Annotated in this window: 19 protein-coding genes; 13 read left to right on the top strand and 6 right to left on the bottom strand. The window is 68.2% G+C overall.

The annotated features are described in order from the left end of the window. Positions 1-18: 18 nt before the first annotated feature. Positions 19-1,494: a pyruvate kinase gene (pyk, locus tag PBT88_RS19910; protein ID WP_270077019.1), complete on the bottom strand. Its 1,476-nt coding sequence runs from the start codon at positions 1,492-1,494 to the stop codon at positions 19-21. A gap of 90 nt (positions 1,495-1,584) precedes the next feature. Here pyk and PBT88_RS19905 point away from each other — a divergent pair, with 90 nt between their 5' ends. From PBT88_RS19905 to ruvB, 7 genes are all read left to right on the top strand, one after another. Then, positions 1,585-1,884 carry a DUF1244 domain-containing protein gene (locus tag PBT88_RS19905; protein WP_270077018.1) on the top strand — a complete coding sequence of 100 codons (300 nt, stop codon included), beginning with the start codon at positions 1,585-1,587 and terminating at the stop codon, positions 1,882-1,884. Between the two features lie 87 nt (positions 1,885-1,971). Further along, positions 1,972-2,214, top strand: a complete 243-nt coding sequence (locus PBT88_RS19900) for a DUF2312 domain-containing protein (protein WP_270077017.1) — start codon at positions 1,972-1,974, stop codon at positions 2,212-2,214. A gap of 104 nt (positions 2,215-2,318) precedes the next feature. Further along, positions 2,319-3,065 carry a YebC/PmpR family DNA-binding transcriptional regulator gene (locus PBT88_RS19895; protein ID WP_270077016.1) on the top strand — a complete coding sequence of 249 codons (747 nt, stop codon included), beginning with the start codon at positions 2,319-2,321 and terminating at the stop codon, positions 3,063-3,065. Between the two features lie 130 nt (positions 3,066-3,195). Beyond that, positions 3,196-3,693: a crossover junction endodeoxyribonuclease RuvC gene (gene ruvC / locus PBT88_RS19890; RefSeq protein ID WP_270077015.1), complete on the top strand. Its 498-nt coding sequence runs from the start codon at positions 3,196-3,198 to the stop codon at positions 3,691-3,693. Continuing rightward, positions 3,693-4,292 (top strand): Holliday junction branch migration protein RuvA, encoded by a 600-nt coding sequence (gene ruvA, locus PBT88_RS19885; RefSeq protein ID WP_270079329.1) that lies wholly within the window; start codon positions 3,693-3,695, stop codon positions 4,290-4,292. Before ruvC ends, ruvA begins: the two co-directional genes overlap by 1 nt. Before the next feature lie 43 nt (positions 4,293-4,335). Continuing rightward, the gene (locus tag PBT88_RS19880; protein ID WP_270077014.1) at positions 4,336-4,845 is read left to right on the top strand and encodes a homogentisate 1,2-dioxygenase; all 510 of its coding nucleotides are present in this window, start codon (positions 4,336-4,338) and stop codon (positions 4,843-4,845) included. Between the two features lie 50 nt (positions 4,846-4,895). Beyond that, positions 4,896-5,921 (top strand): Holliday junction branch migration DNA helicase RuvB, encoded by a 1,026-nt coding sequence (gene ruvB, locus PBT88_RS19875; RefSeq protein WP_270077013.1) that lies wholly within the window; start codon positions 4,896-4,898, stop codon positions 5,919-5,921. Here ruvB and PBT88_RS19870 read toward each other — a convergent pair. Both PBT88_RS19870 and PBT88_RS19865 read right to left on the bottom strand, forming a co-directional pair. Continuing rightward, positions 5,918-6,136: a helix-turn-helix transcriptional regulator gene (locus PBT88_RS19870; protein WP_270077012.1), complete on the bottom strand. Its 219-nt coding sequence runs from the start codon at positions 6,134-6,136 to the stop codon at positions 5,918-5,920. The genes ruvB and PBT88_RS19870 overlap by 4 nt on opposite strands. Next, a complete protein-coding gene (locus tag PBT88_RS19865) occupies positions 6,129-6,551 on the bottom strand; it encodes a hypothetical protein (RefSeq protein ID WP_270077011.1) in 423 nt (140 codons plus the stop codon). Before PBT88_RS19865 ends, PBT88_RS19870 begins: the two co-directional genes overlap by 8 nt. 107 nt (positions 6,552-6,658) lie before the next feature. On the opposite strand from PBT88_RS19865, the gene PBT88_RS19860 reads away from it, so the two are divergent. The 6 genes from PBT88_RS19860 (at position 6,659) to pal (ending at position 11,261) form a co-directional block, all read left to right on the top strand. Then, a complete protein-coding gene (locus PBT88_RS19860) occupies positions 6,659-7,126 on the top strand; it encodes a YbgC/FadM family acyl-CoA thioesterase (protein WP_270077010.1) in 468 nt (155 codons plus the stop codon). After that, positions 7,123-7,812 (top strand): protein TolQ, encoded by a 690-nt coding sequence (tolQ, locus tag PBT88_RS19855; RefSeq protein ID WP_270077009.1) that lies wholly within the window; start codon positions 7,123-7,125, stop codon positions 7,810-7,812. Before PBT88_RS19860 ends, tolQ begins: the two co-directional genes overlap by 4 nt. Continuing rightward, positions 7,812-8,258, top strand: a complete 447-nt coding sequence (gene tolR / locus PBT88_RS19850) for a protein TolR (RefSeq protein ID WP_270077008.1) — start codon at positions 7,812-7,814, stop codon at positions 8,256-8,258. The genes tolQ and tolR overlap by 1 nt, the downstream gene beginning before the upstream one ends. A 3-nt stretch (positions 8,259-8,261) precedes the next feature. Further along, positions 8,262-9,245: a TonB C-terminal domain-containing protein gene (locus PBT88_RS19845; RefSeq protein ID WP_270077007.1), complete on the top strand. Its 984-nt coding sequence runs from the start codon at positions 8,262-8,264 to the stop codon at positions 9,243-9,245. Between the two features lie 20 nt (positions 9,246-9,265). Beyond that, positions 9,266-10,627: a Tol-Pal system beta propeller repeat protein TolB gene (tolB, locus tag PBT88_RS19840; RefSeq protein ID WP_270077006.1), complete on the top strand. Its 1,362-nt coding sequence runs from the start codon at positions 9,266-9,268 to the stop codon at positions 10,625-10,627. A 97-nt stretch (positions 10,628-10,724) separates the two neighbouring features. Further along, complete coding sequence (gene pal, locus PBT88_RS19835; protein WP_270077005.1) at positions 10,725-11,261, top strand: peptidoglycan-associated lipoprotein Pal; 537 nt, start codon at positions 10,725-10,727, stop codon at positions 11,259-11,261. A 51-nt stretch (positions 11,262-11,312) separates the two neighbouring features. Here pal and PBT88_RS19830 read toward each other — a convergent pair whose 3' ends face one another. The 3 genes from PBT88_RS19830 to PBT88_RS19820 all read right to left on the bottom strand — a co-directional run bounded on the left by PBT88_RS19830 (position 11,313) and on the right by PBT88_RS19820 (position 14,229). Further along, on the bottom strand, positions 11,313-12,215 hold the full coding sequence (locus tag PBT88_RS19830) for a S1/P1 nuclease (protein WP_270077004.1): 903 nt from the start codon (positions 12,213-12,215) through the stop codon (positions 11,313-11,315). Between the two features lie 62 nt (positions 12,216-12,277). Then, positions 12,278-13,291: a DUF6624 domain-containing protein gene (locus tag PBT88_RS19825; protein ID WP_270077003.1), complete on the bottom strand. Its 1,014-nt coding sequence runs from the start codon at positions 13,289-13,291 to the stop codon at positions 12,278-12,280. A 20-nt stretch (positions 13,292-13,311) separates the two neighbouring features. After that, a complete protein-coding gene (locus PBT88_RS19820; protein ID WP_270077002.1) occupies positions 13,312-14,229 on the bottom strand; it encodes an isoaspartyl peptidase/L-asparaginase family protein in 918 nt (305 codons plus the stop codon). Positions 14,230-14,239 lie beyond the last annotated feature (10 nt).

Raw genomic sequence — 14,239 nt, 5'->3', positions numbered from 1 at the left:
CGGCAGGATCGGGCAGGATCAGTCGGCGCTGCCGGTATAGTCGCGCAGTTCGTCGCCGGTGAGGCGGACGACGTGGAGGACGTTGGTCGATCCCGGCGTTCCGAACGGCACGCCGGCCATCATCACCGCCGAATCGCCGGCACCGGCGACGCGCGCGCGCAGCGCCATCCGCTTCGACTTCGCCACCATCTCCTCGAAGCTGTCGATGTCGCGGGTGTGGACGGCATGGGCGCCCCACAGCAGGCCGAGGCGGCGCGCGGTCTGGAGATCGGGGGTCAGCACCAGCAGCGGCGCCGCGGGGCGCTCGCGCGCGACCCGCCGCGCGGTCGAGCCGGACGAGGTGAAGCAGATGATCGTTGCGGCCGATATGGTGTCGACGATCTCGGCGGCGGCAGCGGCGATCGCATCGGCGGTGGTGTGATCGGGCCGGGTCTCGGTGAAGTGGATGCGCGCCTTGTAGGCGGGGTCGCCTTCCACCGAGATGGCGATGCGGTCCATCATCGCCACCGCTTCCTCGGGCCAGTCGCCGGCGGCGCTCTCGGCCGACAGCATGATCGCGTCGGCGCCGTCGTAGATCGCGGTGGCGACGTCGGAGACCTCGGCGCGGGTCGGCGAGGGCGACTTGATCATCGATTCGAGCATCTGCGTCGCGACGACGACCGGGCGGCCGAGTCGGCGCGAGGTTTCGACGATGCGCTTCTGGATCGGCGGCACCATTTCGGGCGGCAGCTCGACGCCGAGATCGCCACGCGCGACCATCACGCCGTCCGACAGCTCGATGATCTCGTCGAGCCGGTCGATCGCGGCGGGCTTCTCGATCTTGGAGAGGATGGCCGCCTTGCCGGCGACCAGGCGGCGCGCCTCGGCGACATCATCCGGGCGCTGCACGAAGCTGAGCGCGATCCAGTCGACATTCTGCTCCAGCGCGAAGGCGAGATCCTTGCGGTCCTTCTCGGTCAGCGCCGGCAGCGGCACCACCACGTCGGGCACGTTGACGCCCTTGCGATCCGAGATCGCGCCACCGACCTCGACCAGCGTGTCGATCTGGTCGTGGCTGACCGTCTGCACGCGCAGCACCAGCTTGCCGTCGTCGACCAGCAGGCGGGTGCCCGGCTCCAGCGCCTCGAAGATCTCGCGATGCGGCAGGCAGACGCGGGTGGCGTCGCCGGGCGTGGTGTCGCGGTCGAGCCGGAACGCATCGCCCTTCTTGATGGTCACGATGCCGTCGGCGAAGGTGCCGACGCGCAGCTTTGGCCCCTGGAGATCGGCGAGGATGGTGGTCGGCCGGTTGAGCTCCTTTTCCAGCGCGCGGATGTCCGCGATCGCCTGGGCATGGTCCTCATGCGCGCCATGGCTCATATTGACGCGGAAGGCGTCGGCGCCGGCCACGAACAGCTTGCGGATCATCTCCGGCGAGCGGCTGGCAGGCCCGAGCGTCGCGAGAACGCGGACTTTCCGCTTGCGGGGCGCGAACGCGCTGGTGCTGATCGACATAATCTCTCCTTGGACAGCGTCATCTTGTCGGCAGGTGGCGCGTTGCCCATAGCCCTAGCAGCACAATGATCAACCGGGAATGACAGCGCTATGCATTTGGACGACATCGATGATGCGACGGCCGCCAGGGTGTTCCGCCGGCTGGTGCTGCATCTGCGCCACCGCAGCGACGCCGAGAATATCGACCTGATGGGCCTCGCCGGCTTCTGCCGCAACTGCCTGGGCGACTGGGCGGCCGAGGCGTCCGACGGCGCGATCGACAAGGATCGGGGGCGCGAGGCGGTCTACGGGATGCCTTATGGGGAATGGAAGGCCCAGCATCAGGGCGCCGCGACTCCGGAGCAGCTCGCCCGCATGGCGGAGAGCCTGAAGCGCAATCCGCCCGCCTGAATCGCGAAGCCGGCGGAGCGGGGTTGAGGAGGAGGAGAGCCTCCTCTATCCCGCCGCCTTCTTATTCGATTCGGGAGCGGGAACCCCATGAGTGACGGCAACGTCGCAGCCGATCAGCTGCGCCTCTTCATCGAACGCATCGAGCGGCTCGAGGAAGAGAAGAAGGGCATGCAGGACGACATCAAGGACGTCTATCTGGAAGCCAAGTCGCAGGGCTACGACCCCAAGACGATGCGGACCATCGTGCGCCTGCGCAAGATGGAGAAGAACGCCCGCGACGAGGCGGAAGCCCTGCTCGATACCTACAAGGCGGCGCTCGGCCTCGGCTGATCGGCCCGCAGCGGCCTGCATCCGGACGGGGCGGGGCTTGATCCCCCCCGTCTCCGCGGCCTAGAGACGCCGGCAGTTCCAGTCACAGACAAGAGAAGCAGGCGATGGCCGGCCATTCCAAGTTCAAGAACATCATGCACCGCAAGGGTGCGCAGGATAAGAAGCGCTCCTCGCTCTTCTCCAAGCTCAGCCGCGAGATCACCGTGGCGGCCAAGATGGGCCTGCCCGATCCGGCGATGAACGCGCGGCTGCGCTCCGCGATCATCGCGGCGCGCGCGCAGTCGATGCCCAATGACAACATCAAGCGCTCGATCGAGAAGGCATCGGGCAATGATGGCGCGAACTATGAAGAGGTCCGCTACGAGGGCTTCGGGCCGGGCGGCGTGTCGCTGATCATCGAGACGCTGACCGATAACCGCAACCGCACCGCCACCAACGTCCGCACCGCCGTCTCCAAGAATGGCGGCAATCTCGGCGCCGGCGGATCGGTGAGCCATGCGTTCGACCGGATGGGCCTGATCAACTATCCCGAAAAGGCCGGTGACGCCGAAAAGGTGTTCGAGGCGGCATTGGAGGCCGGTGCCGAGGACGTGGCCTCGTCCGAGGACGGCCATGAGATCTGGACCGCGATCGATTCGCTCCACGAGGTCGCCAAGGCGCTCGAGCCGGTGCTCGGCGAGGCCGAGGGCATCAAGCTCGCCTGGCGCCCGCAGACCCAGGTGACGCTCACCTCCGAAGACGAAGCGGCGCTGCTGATGAAGCTGATCGACACGCTCGACGAGGATGACGACGTCCAGACCGTGTGGGCCAATTACGACGTGCCCGACGAGATCATGGAGAAACTGGGCTGAACGACGACCTGACGCCCTCGCTCCGTTCGTCCCGAGCGCAGTCGAGGGACGTGCGGCAGGCGGCGGCGCTTGGGGCGCGTGTCTCGACGGCGCTCGACACGAACGGGTTATGGTCGGTTGCGCGTGCGCCATGCTGATCCTCGGGCTCGATCCCGGCCTCGGCACCACCGGCTGGGGGATGATCCGCGCCGACGGTAATCGCCTCGCCCATGTCGATAACGGCCAGATCCGCACCGATCCCTCGATGCCGCTGCCGCGCCGGCTGGCGCTGCTCCACGGCGCCATCGTCGAGGTGATCCGCGCCCACCGGCCCGAGGGCGCGGCGGTGGAAGAGGTGCTCGGCAACAGCAATGCGCAATCCACGCTGAAGCTGGGCCAGGCGCGCGGCATGGCGCTGCTGGCGGCGGCGCAGGCCGAGCTGGTGATCGGCGAATATCATCCCTCGATCGTCAAGAAGGCGGTGGTCGGCACCGGCGGGGCGGCCAAGGCGCAGGTGCAGGCGATGGTCGCGCGGCTGCTGCCCGGCGTGAAGCTGACCGGCGCCGACGCCGCCGATGCGCTGGCGGTGGCGATCACCCATGCCCATCACCTCGCCAGCCAGCGCGCGATGTTGCGGAGAGTGTCATGATGATCGCACGGCTGACCGGTATTCTGGCGGAAGCGGCCGGCGATCATGCCGTGATCGACGTCCATGGCGTCGGCTATCTCGTCCAGCTTTCCGGCAAGACGCTGGCGGCGCTGGGCGGCGTCGGGGCCGAGGTGAAGATCCTCACCGACATGCAGGTGCGCGAGGATGCGATCACGCTGTTCGGCTTCGGCTCGGTCGCCGAGCGCGACTGGTTCCGGCTGCTCACCCAGGTGCAGGGCGTCGGCGGGCGGGTCGCGCTCGCCATCCTGACCGTGCTGGCGCCGGACGAACTGTCCCGCGCGGTCGCGTCCGGCGACAAGGCGATGGTGGCGCGCGCCAATGGCGTCGGGCCGAAGCTGGCGCTGCGCATCGTCACCGAGCTCAAGGACAAGGCCGGCCCCGCGCTCGGGCCGGCGGCAGGCGGAGCGGCGGCGCCGAAGGGCAGCGTCGAGGGCGATGCGCTGTCGGCGCTTGCCAATCTCGGCTTCCGCCCGGCCGAAGCGTCGGCCGCGGTCGGCGCGGCGGCCGAGGAGCTGGGCGACGCCGCCACGCTCGATACTTTGGTCCGCCTCGCGCTGCGCAAGGCATCCAAGGCGTGATGCAGCGCCGGCATCGGCCGGCGCGAATAAGGGGAGGGATGCGATGCGCGTGATCGGGGCGATGGCGGCGACGATGCTGGCGATCGGGATGGCACTACCGGCGATCGCGCAGACGATGCCCGAACGCTGCGCCCTGCCGCATGAACTCGCCGGCTGGTCGCAGCGCCATGCGGTTGCCGCCGCTGGGCATTTCGGTGGCAACCCGGTGCCGCTTCTGTCGGTCGGCGAGGCGGTGGACCTGGCGCTTGTGCCGCTCGATCGACTCGCGCCCGTCGTCCCGCTCGGCAAGGCGCCGGGGCCGGACGACAAAGGCGGCCTGGTCACCTTCCGCGCGGCATTGTCCGGCACCTATCGCATCGCGCTCGGCGGGCATGGCTGGATCGACGTCGCGAAGGGGCAGACGCCGCTCGCCTCGATCGCCCATTCGCCAGGGCCACAATGTGCCGGCATCGCCAAGACGGTCGATTTCCAGCTCGCGGCCGGCACCTACATCCTCCAGATCAGCGCCGTGGAGGGCGATTCGATTCCGGTGATGATCGCGCGCCTGCCCTGATCTCGCTCGGCGCCTTGATCCGGCACCGGCGGAACGGCTAGGGAACATCGATGGCCGAACCAGACCGCCTTATCGCCGCCGATCGCAAGCCCGAGGACATCGATGCGGCGCTGCGCCCCAAGTCGCTCGACGATTTCGTCGGGCAGAAGGCGGCGCGCGAGAATCTGCGCGTGTTCATCGGCGCCGCCAAGGCCCGCGGCGAGGCGATGGACCATGTGCTGTTCTTCGGCCCGCCCGGCCTCGGCAAGACCACGCTCGCCCAGATCGTCGCGCGCGAGCTCGGCGTCGGCTTCCGCGCCACCTCCGGCCCGGTGATCGCCAAGTCGGGCGATCTCGCCGCTTTGCTGACCAATCTGGAAGAGGGCGACGTCCTCTTCATCGACGAGATCCACCGCCTCCAGCCCGCCGTCGAGGAGGTGCTCTATCCGGCGATGGAGGATCGCGTGCTCGATCTGATGATCGGCGAGGGGCCGTCGGCGCGCTCGGTGCGGATCGAGCTGCCGCGCTTCACCCTGGTCGGTGCGACCACCCGCCAGGGGCTGCTGACGACGCCGCTGCGCGATCGCTTCGGCATTCCCGTGCGCCTGCAATTCTACACGGTGGACGAGCTGGAGCGCGTCGTCAGCCGCGCCGCGCGGCTGCTCGCGCTCGACATCTCGACCGACGGCGCCACCGAGATCGCGCGCCGCGCCCGGGGCACGCCGCGCATCGCCGGCCGGCTGCTGCGCCGGGTCCGCGATTTCGCGCACATGGCCGGCGACCCGCTGGTCGACGCGAAGGTGGCGGATGCCGCGCTGACCCGGCTCGAGGTCGATGTGCTCGGCCTCGATGCGATGGACCGGCGCTATCTGCTGATGATCGCCGACATCTATCGTGGCGGCCCGGTCGGCGTCGAGACGCTGGCGGCCGGCCTGTCCGAGCCGCGCGACACGGTGGAGGAGGTGATCGAGCCCTATCTCATCCAGCTCGGGCTGCTCGCCCGCACCGCGCGCGGCCGCTGTCTGACCGGGCGGGCCTGGGCGCATCTCGGCCTGCCGATGCCGGCGGGCGCGCAGGACGGCCTGTTCGACCTCTAATCCGACCCCTCGTCGACGAGCGCGAACAACTCCTCCACCGGCCGTGCCAGCACCCGCGCCAGCCGCAGCGCAAGAATGGTGGAGGGTATGAACACGCCATTCTCCACGGTGTTGATGGTCTTGCGGCTGACGCCCGCGCGATCGGCCAGCTCGGCCTGGGTCCAGCCGCGCCGCGCACGCTCCTCCTTCAGGCGATTGGACAGGCCCTCAGGCATCGCGCATCGACAGGCGTTCGAGCGCGGCGAAGGAAATCAGCGCGGCCGAGATGCCGGCGGTGGCCACGGCGAGGATCGCCGTCTGCACATCGACCTCCACCAGTCGCACCACCACGGTCAGGATCAGGGCGGACGCCATGGTGGCGAAATAGCCGATCGCCAGGCTCTTGCTACGATTGGCGCGCGTGCCCTCGTCCTCCATCAGCCGGCGCGTGGACTTCGCGTGCAGCCAGCCGCCGATACCCGCGATGTTGGCGAGCAGGAGCATCGCCCAGATCACCCAGATACCCGTGAATGCGAGCGATCGGCGCACAGGGAAGTCCATCACTGATATCAGGATGAAAAGGGCGGCGGAGAGATAGAAGAGGGTGGTGCGCGTGCGGCTCATCCTCTCGGCGGTATCGGCTTCGGACATCGATAGACCCCTGTGTAACCCACAGGTGACAAGTAACCTCTAGGTGACATCGGAGTCAAGCGTCGGGGTTGGCGGCCTTGCGACGAACCGTTATGCCGGCCGGCGCCATGGTTAAGGACGAGAGTGAGGATCGCCCCGCGACGGGCCGTTTCGTGGGCCGCGAGCATCGCTTCCCATGCCGCGTCTATTTCGAGGACACCGATCTGTCGGGCGTGGTCTATCATGCCAATTATCTGCGCTTCATGGAGCGCGCTCGCTCCGACATGCTGCGCGCCGCCGGGATCGACCAGCGCGGCGCGCATGAGAGCGGGCTGGGGGTCTATGCGATCACCCAGCTCGCGATCCGCTACAAGGCGCCGGCGCGGCTGGAGGACGATCTGCTGATCGTCAGCCGGGTGATGGATACCAAGGCGGTTTCCTGCGTCATTCAGCAGAGAGTCATGCGCGGGCGGCTGTTGGTTGCCGAGGCGGACGTCACCGCGGCGTTCCTCTCACCGGAGGGGCGGCCGCGGCGGCAACCGCCAGCCTGGCTCGACGCATTTCGCCGACTGCAAGGGGAAGAAGAGATATCATGAACGCACAATTGGCGACCGACGCCGCGACCATGTCGCCGCTCGCCCTCTTCCTCCAGGCCGATATCGTCGTGAAGATCGTGATGGTCGGCCTGCTCGCCGCCTCGGTCTGGACGTGGGGGATCATCATCGGCCACGGCGCCCGCCTCAAGAGCATCGCGCGCAAGTCCGCCAAGTTCGAGCGGGACTTCTGGGCGGCCGAGGACATCGACAATTTCTACACCGCCAATCGCAATTCCGAGCTGCCGAGCGCCAAGGTGCTGGGCGCCGGCGTCACCGAATGGCGGCGCTCGACATCGGGCAAGAAGATCGATCGCGAGGGCACGCGCGAGCGGCTCACCACCACCATGGGCGCGGCGATCGCCGCCGAGATCGACAAGCTGGCCGATCGGCTGAACATCCTCGCCACGATCGGCTCGGTCGGGCCGTTCGTCGGCCTGTTCGGCACGGTGTGGGGCATCATGCGAAGCTTCACCAGCATCGCCGCCCAGCAGAACACCTCGCTCGGCGTGGTCGCGCCCGGCATTGCCGAGGCGCTGTTCGCCACCGCGCTCGGGCTGTTCGCGGCGATCCCCTCGGTGATCGCCTACAACCGCCTCAGCCACAGCATCAACAAGCTGGAGGCCCGCCTCCATCGCTTCGCGGACGGCTTCCACGCGACGCTCTCGCGCGAGCTGGAGTCGGAATAATGGCGATGGGCATGGGCCCGCAACGCGGCCGGGGCGGCCGGCGCACGCCGATGGCGGAGATCAACGTCACGCCGCTGGTCGACGTGATGCTGGTGCTGCTGATCATCTTCATGATCACCGCGCCGTTGCTGATGACCGGCGTGCCGGTGAATCTACCGGACAGCCGCGCCAAGGCGCTCGAACAGCCCAAGAAGCCGACCCAGATCTCGATCGACCAGCAGGGCCAGGTCTATGTCGATGACGATCTGGTATCGGATGCCGAACTGCCCGGCCGTCTCCAGACCATCGCCGACAAGAGCGCCGGTGCCCCCGAGCCGCAGCAGGTCTTCCTGCGGGCCGATCGCGCGCTCCAGTTCGAGAAGGTGATGCAGGTCATGGGCGAGCTGAACCGCGCCGGCCTCAACAAGATCTCGATCGTCTCCACCCAGGCGAGCGAGCGCCCGTAGACCATGGATCGCGCCGAACGCATTGGCCTCGGGATCGCGGCGGCGGGGCATGTCGCCCTGTTCGTGCTGCTGTCGCTCAGCCTGCTCTCGGCGCATGTCCCCAAGCCGCCGGTCGCCGATCCGATGGACGTGCAGTTCGTCGACAAGGTCGCGCTGACCTCGGCCGCGCCCAAGGTCAGCCAGGAGGCGCCGGCACCCTCGCAGGCGCCCGAACAGGGCCAGCCCGAGGACACGACGCCGACGCCGCCGCCGCCCAAGGCCGAGCCGGTGCCGAAGCCCGAACCCAGGCCGACACCGCCCACGCCAGCGCCGAAACCTGCACCCGCCAAGCCCACGCCGCCGAAGCCTGAGCCGAAACCCGAACCGAAGCCGGTGCCGGTCAAGCCAGAGCCGAAACCCAAGCCCGAAAAGCCGGCGCCCGAAAAACCGGCCAAACCGGACAAGAGCAGGCCTGACAAAGCCAGGCCGGAGAAACCGGACAAGCCGACCAAGGCCGCGCCCGCCAAGCCGACCAAGGCGACCGGGCTGTCCTCGGATTTCCTGAAGGATCTGCCACAGGACAAGCCGGGCAAGGACAAACCCAAGGGTTCGCGCCTCGGCGCCGACTTCTTGAAGGGCCTGTCGCCGAGCAAGGCGCCCGGCAAGGCCGCCACACCGCGGGCATCGGCGATCGGCGCGCAGTCGCTCGCCGGCATCGGGGCGCTGATCAAGCAGCAGGTGAAGCCCAATTATAATCCGCCGACGGGCGGCGCCGACGCCGCCTCGATCGTGACGACGCTGCACATCACCATGGCGCGGGACGGCACCGTCTCGAACGTCGAGGTGGTCGGCCATCCGAGCGGCGGCGGCAGCCCCTATGTCCGCCAGGCCGACGAGGCGGCGATCCGCGCGATCCGTCGCTCGTCGCCGCTCCATCTGCCGCCCGAGCTCTATGAAGGCGGCTGGCAGGACATCACCCTCAATTTCAGACCGGACCAGATGCAATGAGCCAGATTCAGAGGGAGAGAATGATGAAGGCCTGGACCACCGCAGCCGTGGCGCTGCTGGCATCCACCGCCGCCGTGGCGCAGGTGCCCGCCACCCAGGCGGCGCCCGGCGCCGGACCCTTGCCGGGTCAGCGCATCGTCGTGGATATCAATGGCGGCATCTCGCAGCCGATGCCGATCGCGATCCCGGTGATGCCGACGCCGGCCTCCGTCCACACCGCCGCCGGGCAGACCGACGCGCTCGGCCAGCAGGTCGCGCAGATCGTCACCAACGATCTCCAGGGATCGGGGCTGTTCAAGCCGGTCTCGGGCTCGCACCCGGTCAGCTATCCGCAGGTGACGGCGCCCGAATATGACTATTGGGGCTCGACCGGCGCCTCGGCGCTGGTGGAAGGCTTCGTGCAGGCCAATGGCGACGGCACGCTGACCGTCGGCTGCTATCTCTACGACGTCTTCTCCAAGCAGGAGCTGACCCGCCAGGGCTTCGTCGCGCCGCCTGCCAAATGGCGCGAGGCCGCGCACAAATGCTCGGACACCATCTATACCCGGCTGACCGGCGAAGGCCCCTATTTCAACAGCCGCGTCGCCTATGTGTCGGAGGCCGGCCCCAAGAATCGCCGCACCAAGCGGCTGGCGATCATGGACCAGGATGGCGCCAACCATCACTTCCTGACCAACGGCCAGGCGATCGTGCTGACCCCGCGCTACTCGCCGAGCCAGCAGGAAATCGTGTATATGAGCTACACGGGCAACCGCCCGCGCATCTACACCTACAACATCGCCACCGGCACCCAGAAGCTGGTGGTCGACGCCCCCAACATGACCTTCTCGCCGCGCTTCTCGCCGGACGGGCGCTCGATCGTCTATTCGATGTCGATCGGCGGCATCACCCAGATCTACAGGGTCTCCGCCAGCGGCGGATCGCCGACGCGCCTCACCAACGCGCCCGGCATCAACACCTCGCCCTGCTATTCGCCGGACGGATCGAAGATCGTGTTCGAGAGCGATCGCTCGGGCGGCCAGCAGCTCTACGTGATGAACGCCGACGGATCGAACCAGCATCGCATCAGCTTCGGCGCCGGCCGCCACGGCACGCCGGTGTGGAGCCCGCGCGGCGACCTTATCGCCTTCACCCGCATGGGCGGCGGCTTCGATGTCGGCGTGATGGCGCCGGATGGCAGCGGCGAGCGCATCCTGACCCATGGCTGGCAGGATGAGGGGCCGAGCTGGTCGCCCAATGGCCGCGTCATCATGTTCTTCCGCACCGGCCAGGGCTCGGGCAAGGCCGATCTCTGGTCGGTCGATCTCACCGGCGTCAACGAGCGCCAGATTCCGACACCGCTCGACGGGTCCGATCCGGCCTGGTCGCCGTTGCTCAAATAATCGCGTTCCTCGTCGGGGGTTGACCGCAAGCGAAACGACCCGCAGCCTTTCCCCGAGTGAAGAAGGGGCCAGGCACATATAACAAGGAGTGAGTGGAATGACTGCAAGAACCATGGCCCGCACGGGCACGATCGTCACCGTCGCCGCGATGATCGCGCTGGCGGGCTGCGCCAAGAAGAAGCCCGCCGAGCTGCCGCCGCCCCCGGGGCCGGCGAGCGATGCGGGCAATCAGGGCCCGGTCGGCAGCGGCCCGGTCGGCAACGGCATCGTGCCGGGGTCGCGCGCGGATTTCCTCCAGCAGGTCGGCACCGACACCGTCCACTTCGACACCGATCATTCGGACGTCAATCAGGAGGCGCAGGGCATCCTGACGGCCCAGGCCAAGTGGCTGGTCGCGCATCCGACCGTGCGCGTCACGATCGAAGGCCATTGCGACGAGCGCGGCACCCGCGAATATAATCTCGCGCTCGGTGATCGCCGTGCGACCGCCGCCAAGAACTTCCTGGTCAGCGCCGGCGTCTCGGCGGATCGTCTGAGCACGCTCAGCTACGGCAAGGAGCGTCCGGTGGCGATGGGTTCGGACGAGAGCGCCTGGGCGCAGAATCGCCGCGCCGTCACGGTGGTGCCGCAGTAAGCACATCGACAAGGCCCTCTCCCGTGAACGACGGAAGAGGGCCTTGTCGCCTCAGCTATATTTCGGCTTGAGCGACACCCGGCCGGCGAACGCATCGTCGAGCATCTTCGCCAGCCTGATCCCGCCCTTCAACACCTGGTCGCGGACGACCGGCACCAGTCTCTGGATGGCGGCCTCGTCCAGCCCGGCATCGGCTGGCGCCTTGTTCGCCCCCGTCACCGGGCAGGCCGGCCCGTGGAGCGCCGCCGGATAGACGACGTCGCGCGAGAGCAGCCAGCTTTCCTTCGCCCAATCGACCACCGAACCCTGCGCCATCGCCGCGCGGCTGTCCGGCGTGGTGCCGGCCAGCAGGCCCTTCGCGTCGCCCGGCGGGCTCGAGATCGCGCGATCGGCGAGCAGCCCGTCCCACACCGAGTGGAGGTTGCTGTGCGGCATCGCGCCGTAATGGACCTTCAGCCGGTTGCCGCCCTGATCGCCGTCGCGCTCGGAGGCGTGGAGCGGCTGGTGCAGATCGCCGACGAAATGGACGAGGAAGACCAGCGCCATCAGCCGCTCGCGGGGGTTGAGCCTGGGATTGGCGAGCAGCCGCTGGTTGCGCTCGATCTGGCTGATCACGCAATTGCCGCCGGCGCACGGCCCCTTGGGATCGAACGGCTTGCACACGTCGGTATCGACGAAATGCCAGTTATAGGCATAGCTGAACCTGTCGCCGAGCGTCTTCACGCAATCCGGCCAGACCGAGGCGTCCTCGATCGTCTTGGCCGGGCAGGTCGGCGTGTCGAGCAGCTTCGACTGGCGCAGCAGCCGGTCGATGCCGGCGCGGGTCTGCGGCGTCACCTCCAGCCACGCGATCGCGGCGACGGTCTGGTGACCATATTCCCACCAGGCTGCGGCGGGGGATGCGGAGAGGAATGTCGCGATCAGGGCAGCGAGCAACAGGCGGATACGGGTCATCAGGCCGCCCTAGCCCAGCCGCGCGTCAAAAACATTGCCGAACCGACATATCGGCTGGAATTTCAGGGGCGACAATGCGCGCCGTAGAGGCGGATCATCCTGGCCTTGTTGTCTGCGATGGAGGACATGCCGAGCGAAGTGCGGCGGGCATCGACATGATCGGGGTCTTCCAGATCGAGCGGATGCCAGCCTTTGCTGTCGCAGGTGAATTGGGTGCCGTAACGCTGCTTGCCGGTCAGCGGCAGGAGCACGCGGTCGGTCAGGAGCGCGTAGCTTTCCTGATCGACCTCTCCCTTCGCCACCAGCGGTTCCATCAGGCGCAGAACCCGCAGCTGGAAGAGCGGATCATCGTCGGCATGTTGAACGAGCAGCCACGCGTTGCGCGCTGCCAGCTTGCCGACCTGCGAGATGGTCGGCCAGCCATGCTGCGCGATCTCGTCCTTGAGCCACGCCGTATTGCTGTGGTCCTGGCGCCGGATGTCCGGCCAGAGCAGACCGGATACTATCCGCCGTGCATCAGGATCGAGCGGTGGCGCATCGGCGGCCGATCCCTGCCCCCAGGACAGCGCCTCGCGCAGCATCTGGTCCGGTATGATGAGGATATGGAGTTGATCGCGCAGATCGCCCTCGTCCGGCGCCGCTATGGCAATGGCGCGATTCACGGCGAACAGATAGGTGCGATAGGCTGGAAGAGCGGTATCCAGCGCATGGCGGAACACCGTCCAGTCCTTGAAGCCCTCGACCAGATGGCGGGCCATCATCGCCTCGCCACAGACATCGCCGGCATAGCGGCGCCAGTAATCGGCGGGCGCATGATCGTAGCCCAGCGCCTTCAAGGCCGCCTCATCGTGCGGTGCGTCGTCGGCGCAATGCACGGCGAAGCTGTCGATCGCCTTCCAGTCGGCGGCCTGTTGCGCCGTTGCCCCCGGAAAGGCGCCCCGTGTCCAGCCATAGTCGCCGGGATCGAAATGCCCATCCTTCACATGCGCGGCGATTTGCGAGGGAGGCGGGGTGGAGGCGGGGGGCGGTGCCGCAGCGATCGTCAGCAGGCTGAGGACAAGCGGCAACAGGCGCATGGACGCTCCCGGATCAGAGATTATTCGTCCCCGTATATCGCCACTTCCGCCGCCCGGCCATCGCCGACCACGCCGCGATACATGCCGGGCGTGTTGAAGCACCATTGCGCCTGGCCATCCGGCGTCACCGCGATGAAGCCGCCCTTGCCACCCAGCTGGCCGAGTTCGGCGAGCAGGTCGGCCTCGGCGGTCTCCAGCGAATCGCCGGACAGGCGCAGCCGCGCGCACAGTTCGTGGGAGAGGCCGATGCGGATAAAATGCTCGCCCGAGCCGGTGCAGGAGATGGCGGCGGCACGATCGTCGGCATAGGTGCCGGCGCCGATCAGCGGCGAATCACCGATCCGGCCCCAGCGCTTGGCGGTCAGCCCGCCGGTCGAGGTGGCGGCGGCGACATGGCCGGCCTCATCGACCGCGACCGCGCCGACGGTGCCATATTTCATGTCCGAATCGAACGGCGCATCGGGGTCGGCCTTGATCTCGTCGAGCTGGCGGCGGCGTTCGGGAATCGCGAACCAGGCCTGTTCGGCCTGTTCCAGCCCGTGCGCCTTCGAGAAGGCATCGGCGCCGGCCGCGGACAGCAGGACATGGGGGCTTTCCGCCATCACCGTGCGGGCGAGGGTGACGGGGTGGCGCGTCGCGGTCGCGCCGGCGATGGCGCCGGCATCGCGGGTGCGGCCGTCCATGATCGCGGCGTCGCATTCGATTCGGCCGTCCCAGGTGAACACCGATCCGCGCCCGGCGTTGAAGGCGGGATCATCCTCCATCGTCCGCACCGCGGCCTCCACCGCGTCGAGCGCGGAGCCGCCGCCGCCGAGGATCGCGGCGCCGGCATCGAGCGCCGCGCGCAGGCCCTGACGGCCGGCCTGGTCGGCCGCTTCGCTCAAATGACCGCGCCGCATCGAGCCCGATCCGCCGTGGATCATCAGGGTCCAGCCCATAGTTCATCGT

Source organism: Sphingomonas abietis (assembly GCF_027625475.1).
GTDB classification, from domain to species: domain Bacteria; phylum Pseudomonadota; class Alphaproteobacteria; order Sphingomonadales; family Sphingomonadaceae; genus Solisphingomonas; species Solisphingomonas abietis.
Note: the sequence above shows the minus strand (reverse complement) of the source record. Positions and strands in the feature narration are given on the sequence as shown.